Below are 17,463 nucleotides of genomic sequence, written 5' to 3'. Positions count from 1 at the left end.
AAAAAATCAGGTGCTCTTGGCGGCACGTGGTTTGCGGTGGGGATTCTGGATCCATCGGATCGGTTGTGCTTTCACCGGTCGCGCCGGGGCGCCGTGGCTGACCAGGGTCTGGTCCAGCGCCTTGCCGGCTTCGTCCGCCAGCGCGGCCTCGCGCGCCTGGGTAATGGCCGCAGCGCGCAGCTCGTTCGATGCGAAGGGCGAGCCAGTGGCGAGGTGCTCCAGCACATGCATGAGGTTGTCCTTGCCGCGTTCGTTGGTGCTGCCGTAACCCTTGATCAGGCGTCCGCACAACGCGATCTCATGCCCCAGTTGCCAATGGGTCTGTGTGCCGCGTACGACGCCGGCCAGCCACTGCTCGATCAGCGCCTGCTCGGTGGCGAAACGGCTGCCGCGCACACGCAGCCACTTCAGGCTGGCCAGCAGGCGCAGCGAAAGCATGCCGAAGACCGAATGGGTTCCCACCTTCAGCGGCAGGGCCCAGGGCGCCTTGCCTTTGGCCACGCGTGCGCGATCCCAGCGCGTCACGCGCGCGGCCAGGCCCGCCGGGAGCAGGGCTGCGAATTCCGCGGCGCCCGGCTTGAAGTGGTCGTAGACCTGCAGCAGGTCACCGGCGCCCGCCTTGACCTCGCCGTGCACGCGCTGCCAGCGGCTGGCGCTGCTTTTCAGGTCGGCGACACGCACGATGTCGTCGAACGCCATCCAGAGCGCCAGCCAGCGCGCCATCTCGCGCGTGGTGGCGTAGCCCTGCGCCGCCGCCGGATCGGCCAGCTGCTCGGCGCTGAGCACCTGGCTCAGGCGGCGGACATAGAGGTCGGCGTAGTCGCGGCCCTGGTAGTCCAGCATGCGTGCGTGGCCCAGGGCCAGCATGTCATGCACCTGCGGCGGAAAGTTTTCAGACAAATCGGTCTCCAGCCCTTTAGGGACGGGCGCAAGCAGCTCCTCTTCTGATAGCAGGCTGGTGACCAGCGCCGTCTGCGCCCGTTGCGTGCCTACCTGTTCAAAGGCCTGGGCGAAGCCACGCAGGCTGGCTTCGGCGCCCTTGCCACCGTGCCGGATCACGCTTTCATACGCCTGGCGCGCGAAAGGCAGCAGGCCGCTGCCGGCGATGGCGCCCAGCATCACCGCGCTGACCACGGTGCCACTGGTTCTGGCCATCTCGCCCATGTCGAAGACATGATGCTCGCGGCTTTGCGTACGTACCACCTCCAGCAGCGGCGCGGGGTCGGTGCGGCCGTCGCCCGGCTCCATGCGTTCGGCGGTGGTCAGGGTGCGGCTGCTGGAGCTGATGACCAGTGTGCGCAGCGGCGAGCTCATGCCGTTGCCGATCTGGCGCGCGGTTTCCAGCAGCTCGGACGACACGATGCCGTCTAGGGCGCCGGGCACCGGGTTCAGGCTGAACACCGGGCGTTTGCCCTGCAGTTCGGCCAGCGGCACCGGGAACACTTCGAGGTAATAGGTGGTCGCGCCGGTGCGCTGCGCAACGCCGGGAATCGAGGTACTCTGCGCCGCGTAACCGCTGGCCAGTGCAATGTCGACCAGCCATTCGGTCAACACGCCGCCGCCTTCACCACCGAGGGCGCAGATCAGCAGGGTGATAGGTTTTTGCTGATTCATGGTCATGTCTGCATTGCTTTCACCAGCGCGCCACGCACGCTGCCCAGCAGCCGTTCATGCCACTTCGGGTTCTGGATCACCTCGGCGCGGTAAAACGAAGGGCACAGGGTCGCGGCATGGGCGTTGGCGCCGCACAGGCCGCAGCCGACGCAGCCGTCGATCACGGTGGCCACCGGGTCCACCTTGAGTGGATCGGGGTTGTCTTTCAGCGTCAGCGTCGGGCAGCCCGAGAGGCGGATGCAGGCGTGGTCGCCGTTGCAGACGTCTTCATCCACGCCGTATTTCACCCGCACCACGCGTTTGCCCGTTTTGAGCAGGCCGGCCAGCCAGGGCTTGATGCGGCGCTGGCGCTCGAGCTGGCATTCTCCCTCGGCAATGATGACCTTCAGGCCGTTGAAGTCGGTGGTAAAGGCTTCGTTGAGCATCTGGCGCATCTCTTCGACATGGTAGGTGTGCACCGTGCGCAGCCACTGGATGCCCAGGCCCTGCAGGGTTTTCTCGATGGTGGTGTTGGTTTCGGTCAGGCTTTGCAGCTTGTCAGTGGCGTTGAACTTGGCGTCGTCGCTGGGTGTCGAGATGATGTCCTGCGTGCCGGTGGCCGAGGTGTAGCCGTTCTTGAAAATCAGCAGCACCGCATCGTCGCCGTTGAACAGCGCCGACTGCACGCCGGTCAGCAGGCCGTTGTGCCAGAAACCACCGTCCCCCATGATGGACAGCGTGCGCCGCGCCATCATGGGCGAAACGCCGGCGCGGCTGGCCAGGCTCATGCCGTAGCCGAGAATGGAGTGGCCGAAGGAAAAGGGCGCAAAGGTGCCGAAGGCGTGGCAGCCGATGTCGGCCGCGATGTGCACCGGCCCGACGTCCTGCTGCGCCAGCTTGAGCGCCGAAAACACCGGCCGCTCCGGGCAGCCAATGCAGAACCCGGGCGGACGCACCGGCAGCGCCTGGTTCAGCTGCGCCGCGATCTGCGCGCCCACCGCGCTGCGGCGTTCGATGTTGCCCTGCAGCCAGGCCTTGGCCAGTTCCAGACTCCCTCTCCCCGTGGGAGAGGGTTGGGGTGAGGGCAGGTGCGTGGCTCCCTCACCCCCGCCCTCTCCCGGTGGGAGAGGGAGCACATACCGCTCGACGAAGTGCATGAGCCCCTGCGCCACCACCTCCACCGAATATTCACCGCCCAAAGGCAGCATGTCCTTGCCGTGCAGCGGGGTGTTAATGTCGCGGCGGCGCAGGAAGGTGGCGATTTCCTGCTCGATGTACTCAGGCTGGCCTTCCTCCACCACCAGCACCGCGCGTTTGTCGAGTGCAAATTCCGCCACCTGCTCCGGCACCAGCGGGTAGGTGACGTTGAGCACGAGGATGGGAATCTCGCTCTGGCCGAAGGCGTCGCACAGGCCGAACTGCTGCAGCGCCCGCACGAGTGAGTTGTAGATGCCGCCCTGCACGATAATGCCCAGGTCCTGCCGCGGCCCGTCCATCAGCTCGTTGAGCTGCTGCTCGATGATGTAGCGGCGCGCGGCCGGGATGCGTTCTTCAAATTTGAGTTTTTCATGCCGGAAGGTCACCGGAGGGTGCGCGAGCTTGGCGTAGTCGAAAGCTGCGGGTTCTTCCATCAGTTGCCGCTTGGAAATCGCCGGCGGCCGGTTGTCCTTGCATTCGAAGCTGCCGCGCACATGGCAGGCACGTATGCGCAGCTCCAGGATGGCCGGCATGTTCGAGGTCTCGGACAGCCTGAAGCCGTGTTCGACCATGTCCACCATCTTGCCCAGATCGGGCCGCGGGTCCAGCAGGCACATCGACGACTTCAGTGCGTAGGCATGGGTGCGCTCCTGGATCACGCTGGCACCTTCGCCGTAGTCCTCGCCGACCACGATCAGCGCGCCCCCTAGCACCCCCGGCGAGGACAAATTGGACAGCGCATCGGCCGCGACGTTGGTGCCCACTATCGATTTCCAGGTCACCGCGCCACGCAGCGGGTAGTGGATGGACGCCCCCAGCATGGCGGCGGCCGAAGCTTCGTTGGAACAGGCCTCGACGTGCACACCGAGTTCGTCCATGTAGGTCTTGGCCTGGACCATGACGTCGAGCAGGTGCGACACCGGTGCGCCCTGGTAGCCGCCCACATAAGCCACGCCGGACTGCAGCAGCGCCTTGGTGATCGCGAGGATGCCCTCGCCGTGGAAAGTCTCGCCGCTCTTCAGCCGCAGCGACCCGATTTCCTTGCTGAATGAAACTTCCAAGCTTGTCTCCGCTTTTTATCTGTCGTGGGAAGTCGCGAGTTTGGGCCTCCTTCGACTATCCATCAATAAAATAACAAGACTATCTGGTATTCATTCAATGCATATAAAGAACATCGCCCCGATACAGCCCGCCGCCAGCCGGCCATGGAGAACGCTTGCAGCCGGTGGCTACGCTATCAACAAGCAGGCGGTTCTGCCGCGTGACTTTGCGGTGTCACGCCGCTGGCTCAGGTGCAGGTGCAGGTGTCTTGAGATCAATCCCGGCAAACCCGGGCAAACCCGGACAAACGCGGGCAGCGTCAGGTCATCGTCGATGGATTTTCCGCGCCTGACGGCGATCGTCCCGGGACAGCGCAGGTGCGGCGCCGGCATCACCTGGACGCTGGCCCGGTCCTGCCGGCGCGGCTATCCAGGGGTGTGAGGGCTGCGTCCTCTCTTTGCATCAGTGTCCGGGCCAGGCCTGCGAACCACGCCAGCGCCACGCCTGCTGAAATCCAGACCAGCCATTGCCCCAGTCGCGCCTGGTCATCGAGCAGATAGGCGTTGCACACGCGTACCGGCGAGCTCGCGTAGAGATAGCCGACCACGGCCATCATGGGCAGCACGTTGCCCAGGAAAAACCCCTGCATCAGCAAGCCTGCAGGTCGCCATGACAGGCGCAGGGCCATCCCGCAAGCCAGCAGGGCCAGCCATTTGGCGAGCTCTACCCGGCCGTCGACCAGTGCCAGGTCGAGCAGGCGTGGAATCATCAGCAAGGCCAGGATCAAGGCAGTGGCGAACAGGCCGTTGATCCCGAAGACATTCCAGCATTTGATTTTTGCGAGCCAGCGCGTCGGCAAGGCCAGCGCAAGAATGAAGCCGGCAAGGGCGATCAGCGGGTACTGAACCAGCATGTGCCGGGTCATGTCGGCTTCCATCCAGCGCCGCACATACGGCAGAGCCAGCAGGACCAGCCCGGCCAGGGCGCCTGTCACCGGCCAGAGCGCTCGGTGTGGAGGTCGGCGCGTCATGAGGGCGGGCGGCTTGCAAGATCTCGCGCGTAATCGAGCGCGAGCTGCTGGTCTGCCTGGTCGAAGATGCGCACCAGCCGGGCGTTCTGGTCGAGCACCAGCAGCGCGGCGTTGTGTTCGAAATCGCCCCGGCCATCGGGCACCACCACGACCTGAAAATCGGCGAGCAGTTGTCGTGTATCCCGGGTGTCGGGCATGCGTACGAAGCGCCACAGCAAGGGGTCTGCGTTCAGGCGCGCGGCATAAGCCTGAAGAACCTGGGGGTTGTCGTGCTCCCCGTCGAAGCTGATGGACAGCAGTTTCACCTTGCGCGCCGCGAGATCGGTTTTTCCGGCGGTCTGGAGCACCGACTGCATCTGCTGATAGCTGCTGCCCAGCGCAAGGCAAACTGTCTGGCAGCGGGTGTAGACAAAGTCCACCAGCGTGACCGATTGGCCGTCCGCCAGCCACTGGCGCAGTGCCTGCGCCGGAATGCCAAGCCCATCAATGTTGACAGCTGGCACGGCCACCGGCGCCAGGGCCACTTCAAGGCGGCGCGCGCCTTCGGCCGTCCAGACCTGGAAGTCATGGGTAAGCCAGGATGCGCAGGCATACCCGGCCACAGCCAGCGCGATGCCTGGCAAGGCGGTGCGAAGCATCAGGCCCTGCGGACCGGTAGCGGCCCGCTCATGCGGACGACTTGCGTCCTCTTCGACATGGCCAGAGGCAGGACGTCGGCCAGGGTATGGCCGTCGAGGTGCTGCATGAAACTGTGCAATGCACCTTCGATGGCGCCGGTCAGCCTGCAACTGCCGGTCAGCACGCAGTGGTTGATCGACGCCAGGCATTCGACCACGGAAAAATCAGGCTCCATGCTGCGAATGATTTCACCCAGGCGGATGTCCTGCGGTGCGTGTGCCAGTCGCATGCCGCCACCCTTGCCGCGCACGGTTTCAATCCAGCCGGCCAGCCCGAGCTGGTGTGTGATTTTCATCATGTGGGCTTCGGATATGCCGTAATGGCCCGAGATCTCCGCGATCGTGCAAAGGCGGTCTGGTTGCTGCGCCAGAAATATCAGCAGGCGCAGCGCATAGTCGGTCATGTTGGTGAGTCGCACCTGGTCTTCTCCCTGGCAGTCTTCTGGGTGGTCGGTCAGGGCGCCTTGGCTGTGATGGCCCTGACTTCAGCCTCGCCATTGAACGGGGTCATCCGCGTGTCGGCCTTGCGTTCCGCGGCGAACAGTTCTGACTTGATGGCGCCGGATTTGTTGGACCACTCGCCGCGCACATAGCTGGCGACGGCGGCCAGCTCGGCATCGCTGAGCTGTTTGAACGAGGGCATGGCCCCCTTGAAGGTGCTGCCCATCACCGTGAGCTCGCCATTGATGCCATGCAGAAGAATGTTTGCCATGGTGCGCTCGTCGCCATTGACCCACTCCGAGCCATCCAGCGGCGGGAACACCCCCGGCAGGCCCTTGCCGGTTGCCTGGTGGCAGGCCGCGCAATTGGCTGTAAAGACCTGTTTGCCATCAGCAGCAGCGGCTGACGCGCCTGCAACGGGTGCCTGCAGATCAGCCACGGTACGCCTGTCGCCGAGATCGGCTTCACCGAAAGGTTCGGAGAACAGAATGTAGGCAACGCCAAAAATCACGACTGCCAGCGTGATGGCCGCCACGATGAGTGGAATGGGCCGGTTCCGCTCGGAGGGATCCTCCGTTTCACGGTCCTGGGCCCGGTTGCGCGAGGCATGGTCTTTTTGCATGGTGTGTCTCGCGTTCGGCTTATGGCTTGGGGGCGGCCGGCAGCACTGGATAGGTGTGGTTCAGGGCCAGCAGGTACCTGACCAAGTCCAGCGCCTCGGGCGTCGGAACAACCACCTGTCCGACGTTGGGGCCATAAGCCGGCGGCAGCGACAGTGTCGGCTCGCCTTCTTTCTCGGCTTCCTTCGCATCCTTGACGGTGAACAGGAATGGGTAGGCCGGCATGATGGAGCCCGGCACATAGGCGCGGGGCTGGTAGAGGTGTCCCAGATGCCAGTCCTTGCTCGGCTGGCGCGCAGCGATGTTGAACAGGTCCGGCCCTGTGCGCATGCTGCCCAGCAGGTGCGGCTTGTCGTAGATATAGTCAGCGGGCACCGACGCGCGCCCCCAGCCGCGCTCGAAGTCGGGACCGAATTTGCGGTCGCGCGGCTGCTGGCTGTGGCAGTACACGCAGCCATTGGCAATGTAGACGGCGCGGCCACGCAACTCGGCGCTGGTGTAGGGCTTGAGGCCGGGTGGCGGCTGGATGTCGCGCACCTCCATGTAGGGCATCACGACCAGCGCGGCAGTGGCGACCGCCAGCGCCACCATGGCACCTGAAACCAGCTTGATTTCATTGTCCATGGACCAGTTCCTGTTTGTTGTTCTGCCAGAAAAGCGCCGCGCCGGTGCGCGTGGGACCGAAACGCAGCGCCATCGCCATGAAATGGCCGACAAAGACAATATGGCCCAGTACCATCAGGCTGCCGCCCAGGGAGCGCCATTTCAGGTAAGGCAGGGTCACTGCGACAGAATCCATGAAGGGGCGGGTTGCGTCCAGCATGACCAGACCCTGCAGCCAGCCGCCGTAGGTCAAGCCGACAAAGTAAATGGCGATGCCGATGGAGGACAGCCAGAAGTGCAGGGGGATGAGCCTGGGATAAGGCCATTCCCAGTTCAGCACACGCGGCATCATGAAATAGATCGCGCCGAACAGCACCATGGTGACGAACGCGTAGGCGCCCAGATGCGCATGTGCCACCGTGAAGTGTGTGAAGTGGGTGACCTGGTTGACGCTGCGCAGCGCTTCAAGAGAACCTTGTATGGAAGATGCAAAGTACATCAGACCGCCAAACATCATGAAGCGCAGCGTGGGCGAGTAACGCGCCAGATGCATGCGACCCTTGAGGGTTCCGCCCATGTTGATGCTGAAGGCAACTACCGGGATCACCATCATCACGCTCTGCACAATCGACAGTGTTGTGAGCCAGCCCGGTACCGGACCGCCAATCAGGTGATGGCCGCCGACCTGGCCGTAGAAAAATGCCAGGGTCCAGAAACCCAGGATGGACAGGTTGTACGAGCGTACGGGCCGGCCAATGATTTTGGGCAAAAAATAGTAGATGGCGCCCACACTGACCGGTGTGAACCACAGGCCCAGCACGTTATGCCCGTACCACCAGTTGGTCGTGGCCTGCTGCACACCGGTATGTACGCCGGGAAGCTTGCCCACCAGGAAGAGCAGGGCAATCCACAGCAGTGCCGCCACCATGTACCAGACGCTGACATACAGATGCTCGACCTTGCGGTTTACCAGTGTGAAGAGAACCGGCAATATCACCAGCGCAAAGCCGACAAAGATGAGGATGGCGATCTGCCAGGGGATCTCGAGGTATTCCATGCCGTCGGTCCAGCCCGCCGAGATGGCGCCTATGGCGGCGGCGATGCCCATGTTGATGAGCGAGCCGCCCAGCATGGCCCAGATCGCTCCGTGCAGGCGAGTACGCAACAGCCGCGGCAACAACCACAGCATCATGCCCAGGGCGGCATTGGTGATCCAGCCATAAAGCACGGCCGTCAGGTGCACCGTGCGGAGGCGGCCAAAGGTCAGCCAGGCCTGCTCCGTCAGCCAGTCGGGCTGGTGCAGCTTGATGGAAGACGTCAGACCGGCGATGGAGCCCAGCAACAGCCAGAAGCACGCGAAGGCAATGAACATGAAGACCGGAAAGGCGCTGGACTGGTCGGACGCGATGCGATCCTGCAGTTCGGCCGGGTCCGGTGCGGCATGCGCGATATCTTCGCCCTCTTTCACCCGTTGCTGCATGGATGCCTGGGCAGCTCCAGCGAGTGCCGGATCATCGACCTTGCCGATTTCGCCATGCGCAAAGATCACCGAAGCAGCCGCCGGATTTTCAACCAGCAGCCCCTTGCGCGAGGACCAGATAAAAACAAACAGACCGATGATGGACAGCAGGAATGCGCCCAGCAGGCTCAGAATCGTGCTGTCCATCATGCGGCTCCACTTCTGCAGACGCCCGATCTGCGGGGCTGGCCTGCGCGCCCTGCGCAAGCCAGACCGGTGCGGGGGGCTGGTAGGGTAATTTTCATCATGATTCCTTTGCGGGCGAGGCCGCCGGTTCTGCTGCTCTGACGTTTTCGCTGTCGGGATGCTGCCCACGCATCATGGGATAAAAACGCCAGACAGACAAGGTGAAAAAACCTGCCGATGCCCGCGCGAGCCGTTGAAGCAGCCACAGGGAACGGCGCTCCGTCGTCCGGGCGAACAGTCGAAGGACGACGGCCGGCAGCATCAGCGCCCGCGAGACAGAGCATGCGGGAACCACGCACGAAGCCGGCCTGCCAGAAGGATGCAGCCGCCGGCAGGTGAGCCGGTTCGTCAATGATGAGCAAGGGACTCACAGGTTTTCCCGTGCCGGTGTGTTTGCATCATGGCTCATCTGGTAGCCGTACCACAGACTCTGGGCGATGCGTGTTGCCAGGTCGTTGGCGCGCTCTGCCATGGCCCGGTTTGGCAGGCCGTCCGTGGTTCGCCGGAACAGCGTGAGCCAGTGCCGGAACAGCGCCGCGCTGAGTCCGGGCAGGGCGGCATGTTTGGGCATGGGGGCGCCGCGAAAGCGGGCAGTTCCGCGCAGGGCAGAAGACCAGAAATCCACCATTTTTGGCAGGTGCTCATCCCAATTCGCCACATGACGCTGGAATATCGGGCCCAGCAAGTTGTCCTTGCGGACGTTCTCGTAGAACGTGCGCACCAGTTCCGAGACTTCATCATCGGTACAGAGATCGGCTGCGGGCATACGGAGGATCCTTGATGGTCGGCTGTCGGTCGACAGGCGCAGGGGTAGATCGTTTTAAGATCTATTATATATATATCTTAAAGAAGCAGGCCGTGAACTGCGCGGCCCTGCGACGGCCTTTTCTGGATCCCCCAAAAGCCACCGTGTAGCGTGAAAGAAAAAGGCCATGGATGTCGAGCGGGTGCGACAACGGCGCGCCTGGTACCCATCCACCATAAGGCACGCCGGACTGGCGCAGCGTCCTGGTGATCGCGGGGATGCCCCTGCCGCCGAATGGCTCGCACCGACCGTGCGCGGGGCGCGATGTCCTTGCCGAATGAAACCTCCAAGGCTGCCTCCGGGCTCTATTTGTCGTGAAAAGCCCTGGATGGGTCCTATACGACTATCCATCAATAAAATAACAAGACTAACTGGTATTCACTCAATGCATATCAAAGACATCGACCTGAATTTGCTGCGCCTGTTTGACGCGGTCTACCGCACGCGCAACGTCAGCCGCGCGGCCGAGCTGATGGACCTGACACAGCCGGCCGCCAGCCAGGGCCTGACGCGGCTGCGGCTCTTGATCAAGGACCCGCTGTTTGTGCGTGCCGGCGGTGGCGTGCAGCCCACGCCCAAGGCCGACCGCCTGGCGGACGCGGTGCGCAGCGCGCTGGCGACGCTGGAGCAGGCGCTCAATGAGTCGGCGCTGTTTGAACCGCTGCTGTCGCACAAGGTGTTTCGCATTCACATGAGCGACATTGGCGAAGGCCGCTTCCTGCCAGAGCTGATGGCGGCGCTGCGCGATCTGGCACCGGGGGTGCGCATTGAAACCTCGCCCCGCCCCAGCAACGAGATCGCTCCGGCGCTGGACAACGGGCGCATCGACTTTGCCTTTGGCTTCTTGCCGACGGTGAAAGACACGCAGCGCGTGCAACTGCTCAAGGACCGCTACATCGTGCTGCTGCGCGAAGGCCACCCTTTCGCCCGACGCCGGCGCAGCGGGCAGGCGCTGCTCGATGCCCTGCGGCAGCTGGAGTTTGTGGCGGTGCGTACCCACTCCGATACCTTGCGCATCCTGCAGATGCTGCAGCTCGAAGAGCGCCTGCGGCTGACGACGGAACACTTCATGGTGCTGCCGTCCATCGTCCGGGCCACCGATCTGGCGGTGGTGATGCCGCGCAATATCGCCAACATTTTCGCGGCCGGCGGCGGCTACACCGTCATCGAGCCGCCGTTTCCGCTGCGCGATTTCACGGTGTCGCTGCACTGGAGCAAACGTTTCGAGGCAGACCCGGGCAATCGCTGGCTGCGCGGCGTGATCGAAGCGCTGTTCCGCGAGAATAGCCATTGATCGTTTTAGCCACCTGGCACCAGAACTTGTCTGCCGCTGGAGAATATCGGCATTGGGCGCCGGGGCAGGCGGCGCCAATGACATCCCATCAATACCAACCCGTGAAGCAGACCCATGAAGATCACCAACATCCGTGAAATCACCCAGCCCATCAAATCCGACATCCGCAACGCCTACATCGACTTCTCGAAAATGACGCTAAGCCTGGTGGCAGTGGTCACCGACGTGATCCGTGACGGCAAGCCGGTGATCGGCTACGGCTTCAATTCCAACGGCCGTTACGGCCAGGGCGGGTTGATCCGTGAACGTTTTGCGCCGCGCATCCTCGAAGCCGCGCCCGAGAGCCTGATCGACGCCAGCGGCAACAACCTGGATGCGCACAAGGTCTGGGCCGCCATGATGACCAATGAAAAACCCGGCGGCCACGGCGAGCGCTCGGTGGCTGTCGGCACCATCGACATGGCGGTCTGGGATGCGGTGGCCAAGATAGCGGGCAAGCCGCTGTACCAGCTGCTCGCCGAACGCTACGGCACCGGCACGCCGAATCGCAAGGTGTTCGTTTACGCCGCCGGCGGCTATTACTACCCGGGCAAAGACGACGCCAAGCTGATGGCTGAAATGCGCAGCTATCTGGACCGCGGCTACTCGGTGGTCAAGATGAAGATAGGCGGCGCGTCCCTGGCCGACGACTGCCGGCGTATCGAGGCGGTGCTGGGCATGCTGGCCCCTGGCCAGCAGCTCGCGGTCGATGCCAATGGCCGTTTCGACCTGAAGACCGCCGTGGAATACGCCAAGGCGCTGTCGCAGTACAGCCTCTTCTGGTACGAGGAAGCCGGTGATCCGCTGGACTACGCGCTGCAGGCCGAACTGGCGCCGCATTACGCGGGGCCGATGGCGACCGGCGAGAACCTGTTTTCCATGCAGGACGCACGCAACCTGATCCGTTACGGCGGCATGCGGCCGGACCGCGACTGGCTGCAGTTCGACTGCGCGCTGAGTTACGGCCTGGTCGAATACCTGCGCACGCTGGACATGGTCAGGGACCACGGCTGGTCACCCACGCGCTGCATTCCGCACGGCGGCCACCAGATGTCCCTGGCCATCGCAGCGGGACTGGGCCTGGGCGGCAACGAGTCTTACCCGGACCTGTTCCAGCCTTACGGCGGTTTTCCCGACGGTGTCAAAGTGGTGGACGGTTACGTCACCCTGCCCGAGCTGCCGGGCATTGGTTTCGAGGGCAAGGCGGACCTGTACGCGGTGATGAAAGAGCTGGCGGCCTGACTCGTCGCGGCCTCCTCCGACTCAGACCCCAAAGCGGGCTGCCGCGTACGGAGATGAACAGACTGGGCGCGCCGAGTCGGGCAGTATCAGCATAGCCGGTTTCACCAACGCTACTCTTCGGTGCACTCCCAGCCCGGACGCCCGGTCCGGGTGTCGTCGCACGCCTTGATTGGCGCTGTGTTCACCGCGTTTGCACCTGTATTCACGGTGTGAACAAGCCCTGGTTGGCCGGACCCATCGGGGCACTACATTCCCAAGCCAGACAGAACAAGGCAGCGACGGGGCCAGCCCTGCTGCACGAGACCACAGGCCCGTGTTTTGCCTTTTGGGCGATGAACAGAAGATGAATGCGCCATTCAGCATGCATACAGGGTGTTTTCTCCACAATCCCATTGAACAGGAAAGCAGAACCATGATGCGTATCAAAGTTGCAGCTGGAATTTGGCTGTCGGGCACCAGCCCTGGCATTTTCGGCACCGCAAACCGTTCATCATGTTCCACGGAAGCGCTGAACAAGTCCCCTGCGGCGTGCGATCAGCCGGGCTCGGGCGGTCTGCGGCGTTGAATTTCTTGCCAATAGCCAGCTATTGGCTGCGAAATCCGCCTTGCATCCCGATCCGGCTGCCGCGCATCCGCCAGGACTTATTCAGCGCTTCCCCAACCCGTTTTAAAGGACACTCCCATGAAATACCCCGCCCCTTTGCGCCATGGCTTGCTGGTTTTGTCAGTGGGCCTGGCCGTCCTGCCCGCATGGGCCGGTGACGATTGTGATGCACCGCTCAATCGCTGGCAGACGCGCGAGGCTGTGCGGCAAATGGCGGCCGCACAGGGCTGGCAGATCCAGCGGCTGAAGATCGACGACGGCTGCTATGAAGTTCGCGGCACGGATGCCCAGGGACGCACCTTCAAAGCCAAGATCGACCCGGAAACCCTGAAAGTGTTGAAGATGAAGCAAGACGACCACCAACGTTCCCGGGAACGCGATCGTGGTGACGAGGGTGCCGCGCAGCAGGCACGACCGCCGCAACCGGACGGCGCCTCCGCGCCATCCCCTTTGTTGACCCCTGGCAGCGCGCCGCGCGGCCAGATCCAGTAATCGCCAATCCCACAGGAGCATCACCATGTCCAAACCTCTTTTGACTATTTTGGCCACCGCCTGCGCGCTGGCGCTTCCCGCACTGGCACACAGCCGCCCACTCACGCTGACCGCCCAGCTCAAGAACTACGGTGGCGACGGTGCCTACCTGGCGGCGTACCTGACCGATGCGAAAGGCGCCTATGTGCGCACGCTGTGGGTGGCCGGCGGCAAGGCGAAGTACCACAAGCACCTGTCTGACTGGAGTCGCCTCTCGGCCGGTGACGCCAAGCGGCTGGACGGCGTCACCGGTGCCAGCGTGGGCGCGGGGCGCACACTCAAGGTCACGGCCGATCTGGCGGATGCACTGATTGACGCGGGCTATGAAATCCGCATCGACGCCGCAGCAGAAAACATGCGCGACAGCCCGTCGGAGGTCCGCGTACCGCTGTCCAAAGCCAACGCCGGCAAGCCGCAGGCCGGCAAGCAGTACATCCAGTCGGTGACCTTCCAGCTCCAATGAAGGGTCTCGCATGAGCTGGAAAGCCATTCACCGCTGGCTGGGCCTGACCGTTGGCACCCTGGCCGTGGTGCTGGGCGTCACCGGCGCCATCCTGGCGATCGATCCGGTGCAGCAGGCCTGGCAGGCTTCCGCCGCACCGGGCGATCTGGCCGTGGCCACGCTGGTGGAGCGCGTGACGCGCACCGTCCCGGGCGCGGAAGAAATTCGCCACCTGCCCTCGGGTGCCATCGTGGTGTTCAGCTTTGCCGGCGACCAGCCGCAGGCGTCTTACGTGGACCCGGCCGATGGCCGGGTGCTGGGTGCGTGGCAAGCCTCGGCGCTGCCGCGCTGGGTGAAGAACCTGCACCGCTCACTGCTGCTCGGCGACGCCGGGCGCTGGGGTGCAGCGGGCATTGCGCTGGCCATGGGCCTGGTGTGCGTTTCTGCGCTGGTGCTGCTGCTGCGGCGCATGGGCGGCTGGCGGCGGCTGGCGGCGCGGGTGCGTGGCTCGATGGCGCAACGCATCCATGTGGTCGCGGGCCGTGTGGTACTCGCAGTCCTGTGCCTGACATCGATCACGGCGCTGACCATGAGCGCATCGACCCTGGGCCTCGTGGCACTGGACACCAGGATCGAGCCTGAAGTGCTCTCGGTGGTCACCGGCAAGCCAGCCTTGCCCGGCGCACAGCTCGCCACGCTGCAAAGCCTTGCTGTGCAGGATTTGCGCAAGCTGAATTTCCCCGGCGCCACCGACCCGGAGGATACCTGGAAGGTCGCCACCGCCCAGGGTCAAGGCTGGATCGACAGGTACTCGGGGCAAATGCTGGCCTGGCAGGACGCCACCTCTGCGCAGCGTGTTTACGACCTCGCCGTGGTGCTGCACACGGGCGAAGCGGCCTGGCCCTGGGCCGTGGTGCTCGGGCTCGTGGGCGCCAGCGTGCTGCTGTTCTGGCTGTCGGGCCTTGTCATCTGGTGGCAAGCACGCCGCCAGGCACCACACATCACGGGCAACACCCCGCTGGCACAGGCCGACGTGCTCATCTTCGTTGCCAGCGAAGGCGGCAGTACCTGGGGTTTTGCCCAAACGCTGCAAGACGCGCTGAGCCAGGGCGGCCACCGCGTTCACACCAGCGCGCTGGAAAATTTTCGAACCACGGCCGCCACGCGGCAGGTGTTTGTGCTTGCAGCAACCTATGGTGAAGGCCAGGCCCCGGCTCACGCCAGCCACGCCCTGGAGCGCATCGCCAGGCTCAACGCCAGCGCTGTGCCGGTGACGGTGCTGGGCTTTGGCGACCGGCAGTTTCCGGCCTTCTGCGCCTTTGCCGAGGTGTTGGACCAGACGCTGCGCGCGCAGGGCTGCCCCGCACTGCTGCCGCTCGAGTGCATCCACCAGCAATCGGGCCAGCAGTTCGCGCGCTGGGGCCTTGCCCTGGCACAGGCGCTGGGCGAACCCCTGGTGCTGGAGCATGTGCCGCGCGTGCCACCCACTGCGGCGCTCACGCTTTTGGCGCGCCAGGACTACCCCGGTGCGACCGGGCAGGCCACGGCGATCCTGCGCTTTGCGTGGCCTGCACAGGGCCCGGGCGCACGCCTGCGCGGGCACGGTCTGGCGCGGTTTGCAGCAGGCGATCTCGTGGGCATCGTGCCGCCGGGTTCGGCCGTGCCGCGCTACTACTCGCTGGCGTCGGGGTGGGAAGACGGGTTTCTGGAAATCTGCGTGCGTCAAATGCCTGGCGGCCTGTGCTCCACGCACTTGCTGGGCCTGCAGAAGGGGGATAGCATCACCGCCTTTATCCGGCCCAACCCCGGCTTTGCACTGTCGCGAACGCGGCGGCCTGTGCTGCTGATCGGGTCGGGCACAGGCGTGGCGCCGCTGGCCGGCTTCATCCGCCGCAACGACAGACGGACCCCGATGCACCTGTACTTTGGAGGACGAGACCCGGCGCTGGATTTTTACTTCGGCCCCGACATCCAGCGCTGGCTCGGCGAAGGGCGCCTGACAACGCTGCAGACGGCTTTCTCCCGCGTGCCCGACGGCGGCGGCTATGTGCAGGATGCCCTGCGCCGCGACGCCGAGCGCGTGCGCGGCCTGGTGGCACAGGGCGCCATCGTGCGCGTTTGCGGAAGCCGCGCCATGGCGCATGGCGTGGCCGAGACGCTGGACGTGGTGCTGGCACCCCTGCAGTTGAATGTATCGACGCTGAAAGCAAAGGAGCGTTATGCCGAAGATGTCTTCTGAGCCCGCCACGGCCTGCAAGCGGACCACCCTGCACGGCCCGACCATGGGCACACGCTGGTCGGCCAGTATCGACGCCGACCACACCATGGACCTGGAGGCCTTGCACCAGGACCTCGCCGCTGCGGTGGAGCAGGTGGACGAGCAGATGTCGCCCTGGAAACCGGACAGCGACCTCATGCGCCTGAACCGCGCGCCCGTGGACGACTGGGTGGACCTGCCCGCTGAAATACTGGAGGTACTGGACTGTGCGCTCGACGTCCGCCGCCTGAGCGCGGGTGCATTCGATCCGTGCGTTGGGGCACTGGTTGATGCCTGGGGGTTTGGCGCGGTGCGCGATGCACCCGACGCGCAGGCGATCCGCGCCGCAAGCCAGTCCACCCCCCTCACTGCGCACGGGTGCCTGGAGCTGGACAGGCCCGCAGGCCGCGCCCGCAAGCGTGCGCCCTTGCAGCTCGACCTGTGCGGCATCGCCAAGGGCTACGCGGTGGACCGCATGGCCACCGTGCTGCTACAGCACGGTGTGCGGCATGCGCTCGCAGCGCTGGATGGTGAGCTGCGCGCCGTGGGAGCCCAGGCCAGCGGCGTGCCCTGGGCGGTGGCGCTCGAACGCCCCGAGGCGGGACACCGCGCGGTGCACGGGGTCATCGAGCTGGAAGATCTGGCCGTGGCCACCTCGGGCGACTACCGGCGTTATCTGGAGGTGGGCGATGCGCGCCTCGCGCACACCATGGACGCGCGCCGCTGTGCGCCTGTGAACAACGCCGTGGCATCGGTCACCGTGCTGGCGCGTACCTGCATGCAAGCGGACGCCTGGGCCACGGCCTTGCTGGTGGCAGGCCCCGACGAAGGTCTGGCCATGGCACAGCGCATGGGGATGGATGTGTTGTTCCTGCTTCGCCGTCCCGAAGGTCTGGTGGAGGTGGGGCTGGGTCGGTTTGGCAGGCAGGGTGACCGGATCGCGGGGCTGTATTCACTGCTTGACGGTTAACTCATCGTGGATGGTGTGGGCGCCCTGGGCGGCCCGTGCGGCGCTGATGGCGGTATCGATCTGCGCCTGGCTTGACACGACACCCGTGAGCCGAACGTCGCCCTTGGTGGTGACGACTGCGATGTCCAGCCCCGCCAGACCGGGTTCCTTGTTCAGTGCGGATTTGACATGGATGGTGATGTCGGCGTCTGAAACATTGGCAACTGCGCTGGCAGCCGGAGTCAGTGTCGCGCCCGGGTTCTCCGCCTTGTTGCATGCGGTCAGCAGCATCGTGCAGCAGGCGGTCAACAGGAAGACCTGGTTGATGGATTTCATGGAATTCTTTCGCGGGATGTGGGCAAGAAAAGCGCTTTGCTCTGCGGCTTTTCTCTA

The 17,463-nt window shown here is 64.5% G+C and carries 16 protein-coding genes; 6 read left to right on the top strand and 10 right to left on the bottom strand.

Going from position 1 to position 17,463, the window contains the following annotated elements; translation table 11 throughout:
* Window positions 1-6 precede the first annotated feature (6 nt).
* The 9 genes from PSV26_RS20370 to PSV26_RS20330 all read right to left on the bottom strand — a co-directional run bounded on the left by PSV26_RS20370 (window position 7) and on the right by PSV26_RS20330 (window position 9,673).
* Window positions 7-1,614, bottom strand: coding sequence for an indolepyruvate oxidoreductase subunit beta family protein (locus PSV26_RS20370; RefSeq protein ID WP_300573563.1), 1,608 nt, complete (start codon window positions 1,612-1,614; stop codon window positions 7-9).
* Between the two features lie 2 nt (window positions 1,615-1,616).
* Window positions 1,617-3,851, bottom strand: a complete 2,235-nt coding sequence (locus tag PSV26_RS20365) for an indolepyruvate ferredoxin oxidoreductase subunit alpha (RefSeq protein ID WP_300573560.1) — start codon at window positions 3,849-3,851, stop codon at window positions 1,617-1,619.
* Window positions 3,852-4,222: 371 nt separating this feature from the next.
* Window positions 4,223-4,861, bottom strand: coding sequence for a hypothetical protein (locus PSV26_RS20360; protein ID WP_300573557.1), 639 nt, complete (start codon window positions 4,859-4,861; stop codon window positions 4,223-4,225).
* Entirely contained in the window at window positions 4,858-5,499 is a 642-nt protein-coding gene (locus PSV26_RS20355) for an SCO family protein (protein WP_300573554.1), read from the bottom strand. Before PSV26_RS20355 ends, PSV26_RS20360 begins: the two co-directional genes overlap by 4 nt.
* Complete coding sequence (locus PSV26_RS20350; RefSeq protein ID WP_300573551.1) at window positions 5,499-5,957, bottom strand: Rrf2 family transcriptional regulator; 459 nt, start codon at window positions 5,955-5,957, stop codon at window positions 5,499-5,501. The genes PSV26_RS20355 and PSV26_RS20350 overlap by 1 nt, the downstream gene beginning before the upstream one ends.
* A 35-nt stretch (window positions 5,958-5,992) precedes the next feature.
* Window positions 5,993-6,601, bottom strand: coding sequence for a cytochrome c (locus PSV26_RS20345; RefSeq protein ID WP_300573549.1), 609 nt, complete (start codon window positions 6,599-6,601; stop codon window positions 5,993-5,995).
* 19 nt (window positions 6,602-6,620) lie between these two features.
* Entirely contained in the window at window positions 6,621-7,223 is a 603-nt protein-coding gene (locus PSV26_RS20340; protein WP_300560223.1) for a cbb3-type cytochrome c oxidase subunit II, read from the bottom strand.
* The gene (locus PSV26_RS20335; protein ID WP_300573547.1) at window positions 7,213-8,868 is read right to left on the bottom strand and encodes a cbb3-type cytochrome c oxidase subunit I; all 1,656 of its coding nucleotides are present in this window, start codon (window positions 8,866-8,868) and stop codon (window positions 7,213-7,215) included. The genes PSV26_RS20340 and PSV26_RS20335 overlap by 11 nt, the downstream gene beginning before the upstream one ends.
* Window positions 8,869-9,274: 406 nt before the next feature.
* Window positions 9,275-9,673 (bottom strand): group III truncated hemoglobin, encoded by a 399-nt coding sequence (locus PSV26_RS20330; protein ID WP_300573544.1) that lies wholly within the window; start codon window positions 9,671-9,673, stop codon window positions 9,275-9,277.
* A 424-nt stretch (window positions 9,674-10,097) separates the two neighbouring features.
* On the opposite strand from PSV26_RS20330, the gene PSV26_RS20325 reads away from it, so the two are divergent.
* The 6 genes from PSV26_RS20325 to PSV26_RS20300 all read left to right on the top strand — a co-directional run bounded on the left by PSV26_RS20325 (window position 10,098) and on the right by PSV26_RS20300 (window position 17,091).
* The gene (locus tag PSV26_RS20325; protein WP_300573542.1) at window positions 10,098-11,006 is read left to right on the top strand and encodes a LysR family transcriptional regulator; all 909 of its coding nucleotides are present in this window, start codon (window positions 10,098-10,100) and stop codon (window positions 11,004-11,006) included.
* Between the two features lie 114 nt (window positions 11,007-11,120).
* A complete protein-coding gene (locus PSV26_RS20320; protein WP_300573539.1) occupies window positions 11,121-12,287 on the top strand; it encodes a mandelate racemase/muconate lactonizing enzyme family protein in 1,167 nt (388 codons plus the stop codon).
* A 682-nt stretch (window positions 12,288-12,969) separates the two neighbouring features.
* A complete protein-coding gene (locus PSV26_RS20315; protein WP_300573536.1) occupies window positions 12,970-13,383 on the top strand; it encodes a PepSY domain-containing protein in 414 nt (137 codons plus the stop codon).
* A 25-nt stretch (window positions 13,384-13,408) separates the two neighbouring features.
* Window positions 13,409-13,885 (top strand): DUF2271 domain-containing protein, encoded by a 477-nt coding sequence (locus tag PSV26_RS20310; protein ID WP_300513407.1) that lies wholly within the window; start codon window positions 13,409-13,411, stop codon window positions 13,883-13,885.
* 10 nt (window positions 13,886-13,895) lie between these two features.
* The gene (locus tag PSV26_RS20305) at window positions 13,896-16,103 is read left to right on the top strand and encodes a PepSY domain-containing protein (protein ID WP_300573533.1); all 2,208 of its coding nucleotides are present in this window, start codon (window positions 13,896-13,898) and stop codon (window positions 16,101-16,103) included.
* Complete coding sequence (locus PSV26_RS20300; protein ID WP_300573530.1) at window positions 16,084-17,091, top strand: FAD:protein FMN transferase; 1,008 nt, start codon at window positions 16,084-16,086, stop codon at window positions 17,089-17,091. The genes PSV26_RS20305 and PSV26_RS20300 overlap by 20 nt, the downstream gene beginning before the upstream one ends.
* Here PSV26_RS20300 and PSV26_RS20295 read toward each other — a convergent pair.
* Window positions 17,074-17,406, bottom strand: a complete 333-nt coding sequence (locus PSV26_RS20295; protein ID WP_300573527.1) for a BON domain-containing protein — start codon at window positions 17,404-17,406, stop codon at window positions 17,074-17,076. The two genes, PSV26_RS20300 and PSV26_RS20295, sit on opposite strands and share 18 nt — an antisense overlap.
* Window positions 17,407-17,463: the final 57 nt, after the last annotated feature.

The sequence above is a fragment of the Polaromonas sp. genome, from assembly GCF_029945685.1.
Lineage (GTDB): Bacteria > Pseudomonadota > Gammaproteobacteria > Burkholderiales > Burkholderiaceae_C > Polaromonas.
The sequence above is the reverse complement of the archived record's forward strand: the minus strand, read 5'-3'. Positions and strand labels throughout refer to the sequence as shown.

Coding starts and splice junctions, on each gene's coding strand:
- PSV26_RS20370 (WP_300573563.1), bottom strand. CDS start 1,614: ATGAATCAGCAAAAACCTATCACCCTGCTGATCTGCGCCCTCGGTGGT.
- PSV26_RS20360 (WP_300573557.1), bottom strand. CDS start 4,861: ATGACGCGCCGACCTCCACACCGAGCGCTCTGGCCGGTGACAGGCGCC.
- PSV26_RS20355 (WP_300573554.1), bottom strand. CDS start 5,499: ATGCTTCGCACCGCCTTGCCAGGCATCGCGCTGGCTGTGGCCGGGTAT.
- PSV26_RS20345 (WP_300573549.1), bottom strand. CDS start 6,601: ATGCAAAAAGACCATGCCTCGCGCAACCGGGCCCAGGACCGTGAAACG.
- PSV26_RS20340 (WP_300560223.1), bottom strand. CDS start 7,223: ATGGACAATGAAATCAAGCTGGTTTCAGGTGCCATGGTGGCGCTGGCG.
- PSV26_RS20335 (WP_300573547.1), bottom strand. CDS start 8,868: ATGGACAGCACGATTCTGAGCCTGCTGGGCGCATTCCTGCTGTCCATC.
- PSV26_RS20330 (WP_300573544.1), bottom strand. CDS start 9,673: ATGCCCGCAGCCGATCTCTGTACCGATGATGAAGTCTCGGAACTGGTG.
- PSV26_RS20325 (WP_300573542.1), top strand. CDS start 10,098: ATGCATATCAAAGACATCGACCTGAATTTGCTGCGCCTGTTTGACGCG.
- PSV26_RS20320 (WP_300573539.1), top strand. CDS start 11,121: ATGAAGATCACCAACATCCGTGAAATCACCCAGCCCATCAAATCCGAC.
- PSV26_RS20315 (WP_300573536.1), top strand. CDS start 12,970: ATGAAATACCCCGCCCCTTTGCGCCATGGCTTGCTGGTTTTGTCAGTG.
- PSV26_RS20310 (WP_300513407.1), top strand. CDS start 13,409: ATGTCCAAACCTCTTTTGACTATTTTGGCCACCGCCTGCGCGCTGGCG.
- PSV26_RS20305 (WP_300573533.1), top strand. CDS start 13,896: ATGAGCTGGAAAGCCATTCACCGCTGGCTGGGCCTGACCGTTGGCACC.
- PSV26_RS20300 (WP_300573530.1), top strand. CDS start 16,084: ATGCCGAAGATGTCTTCTGAGCCCGCCACGGCCTGCAAGCGGACCACC.
- PSV26_RS20295 (WP_300573527.1), bottom strand. CDS start 17,406: ATGAAATCCATCAACCAGGTCTTCCTGTTGACCGCCTGCTGCACGATG.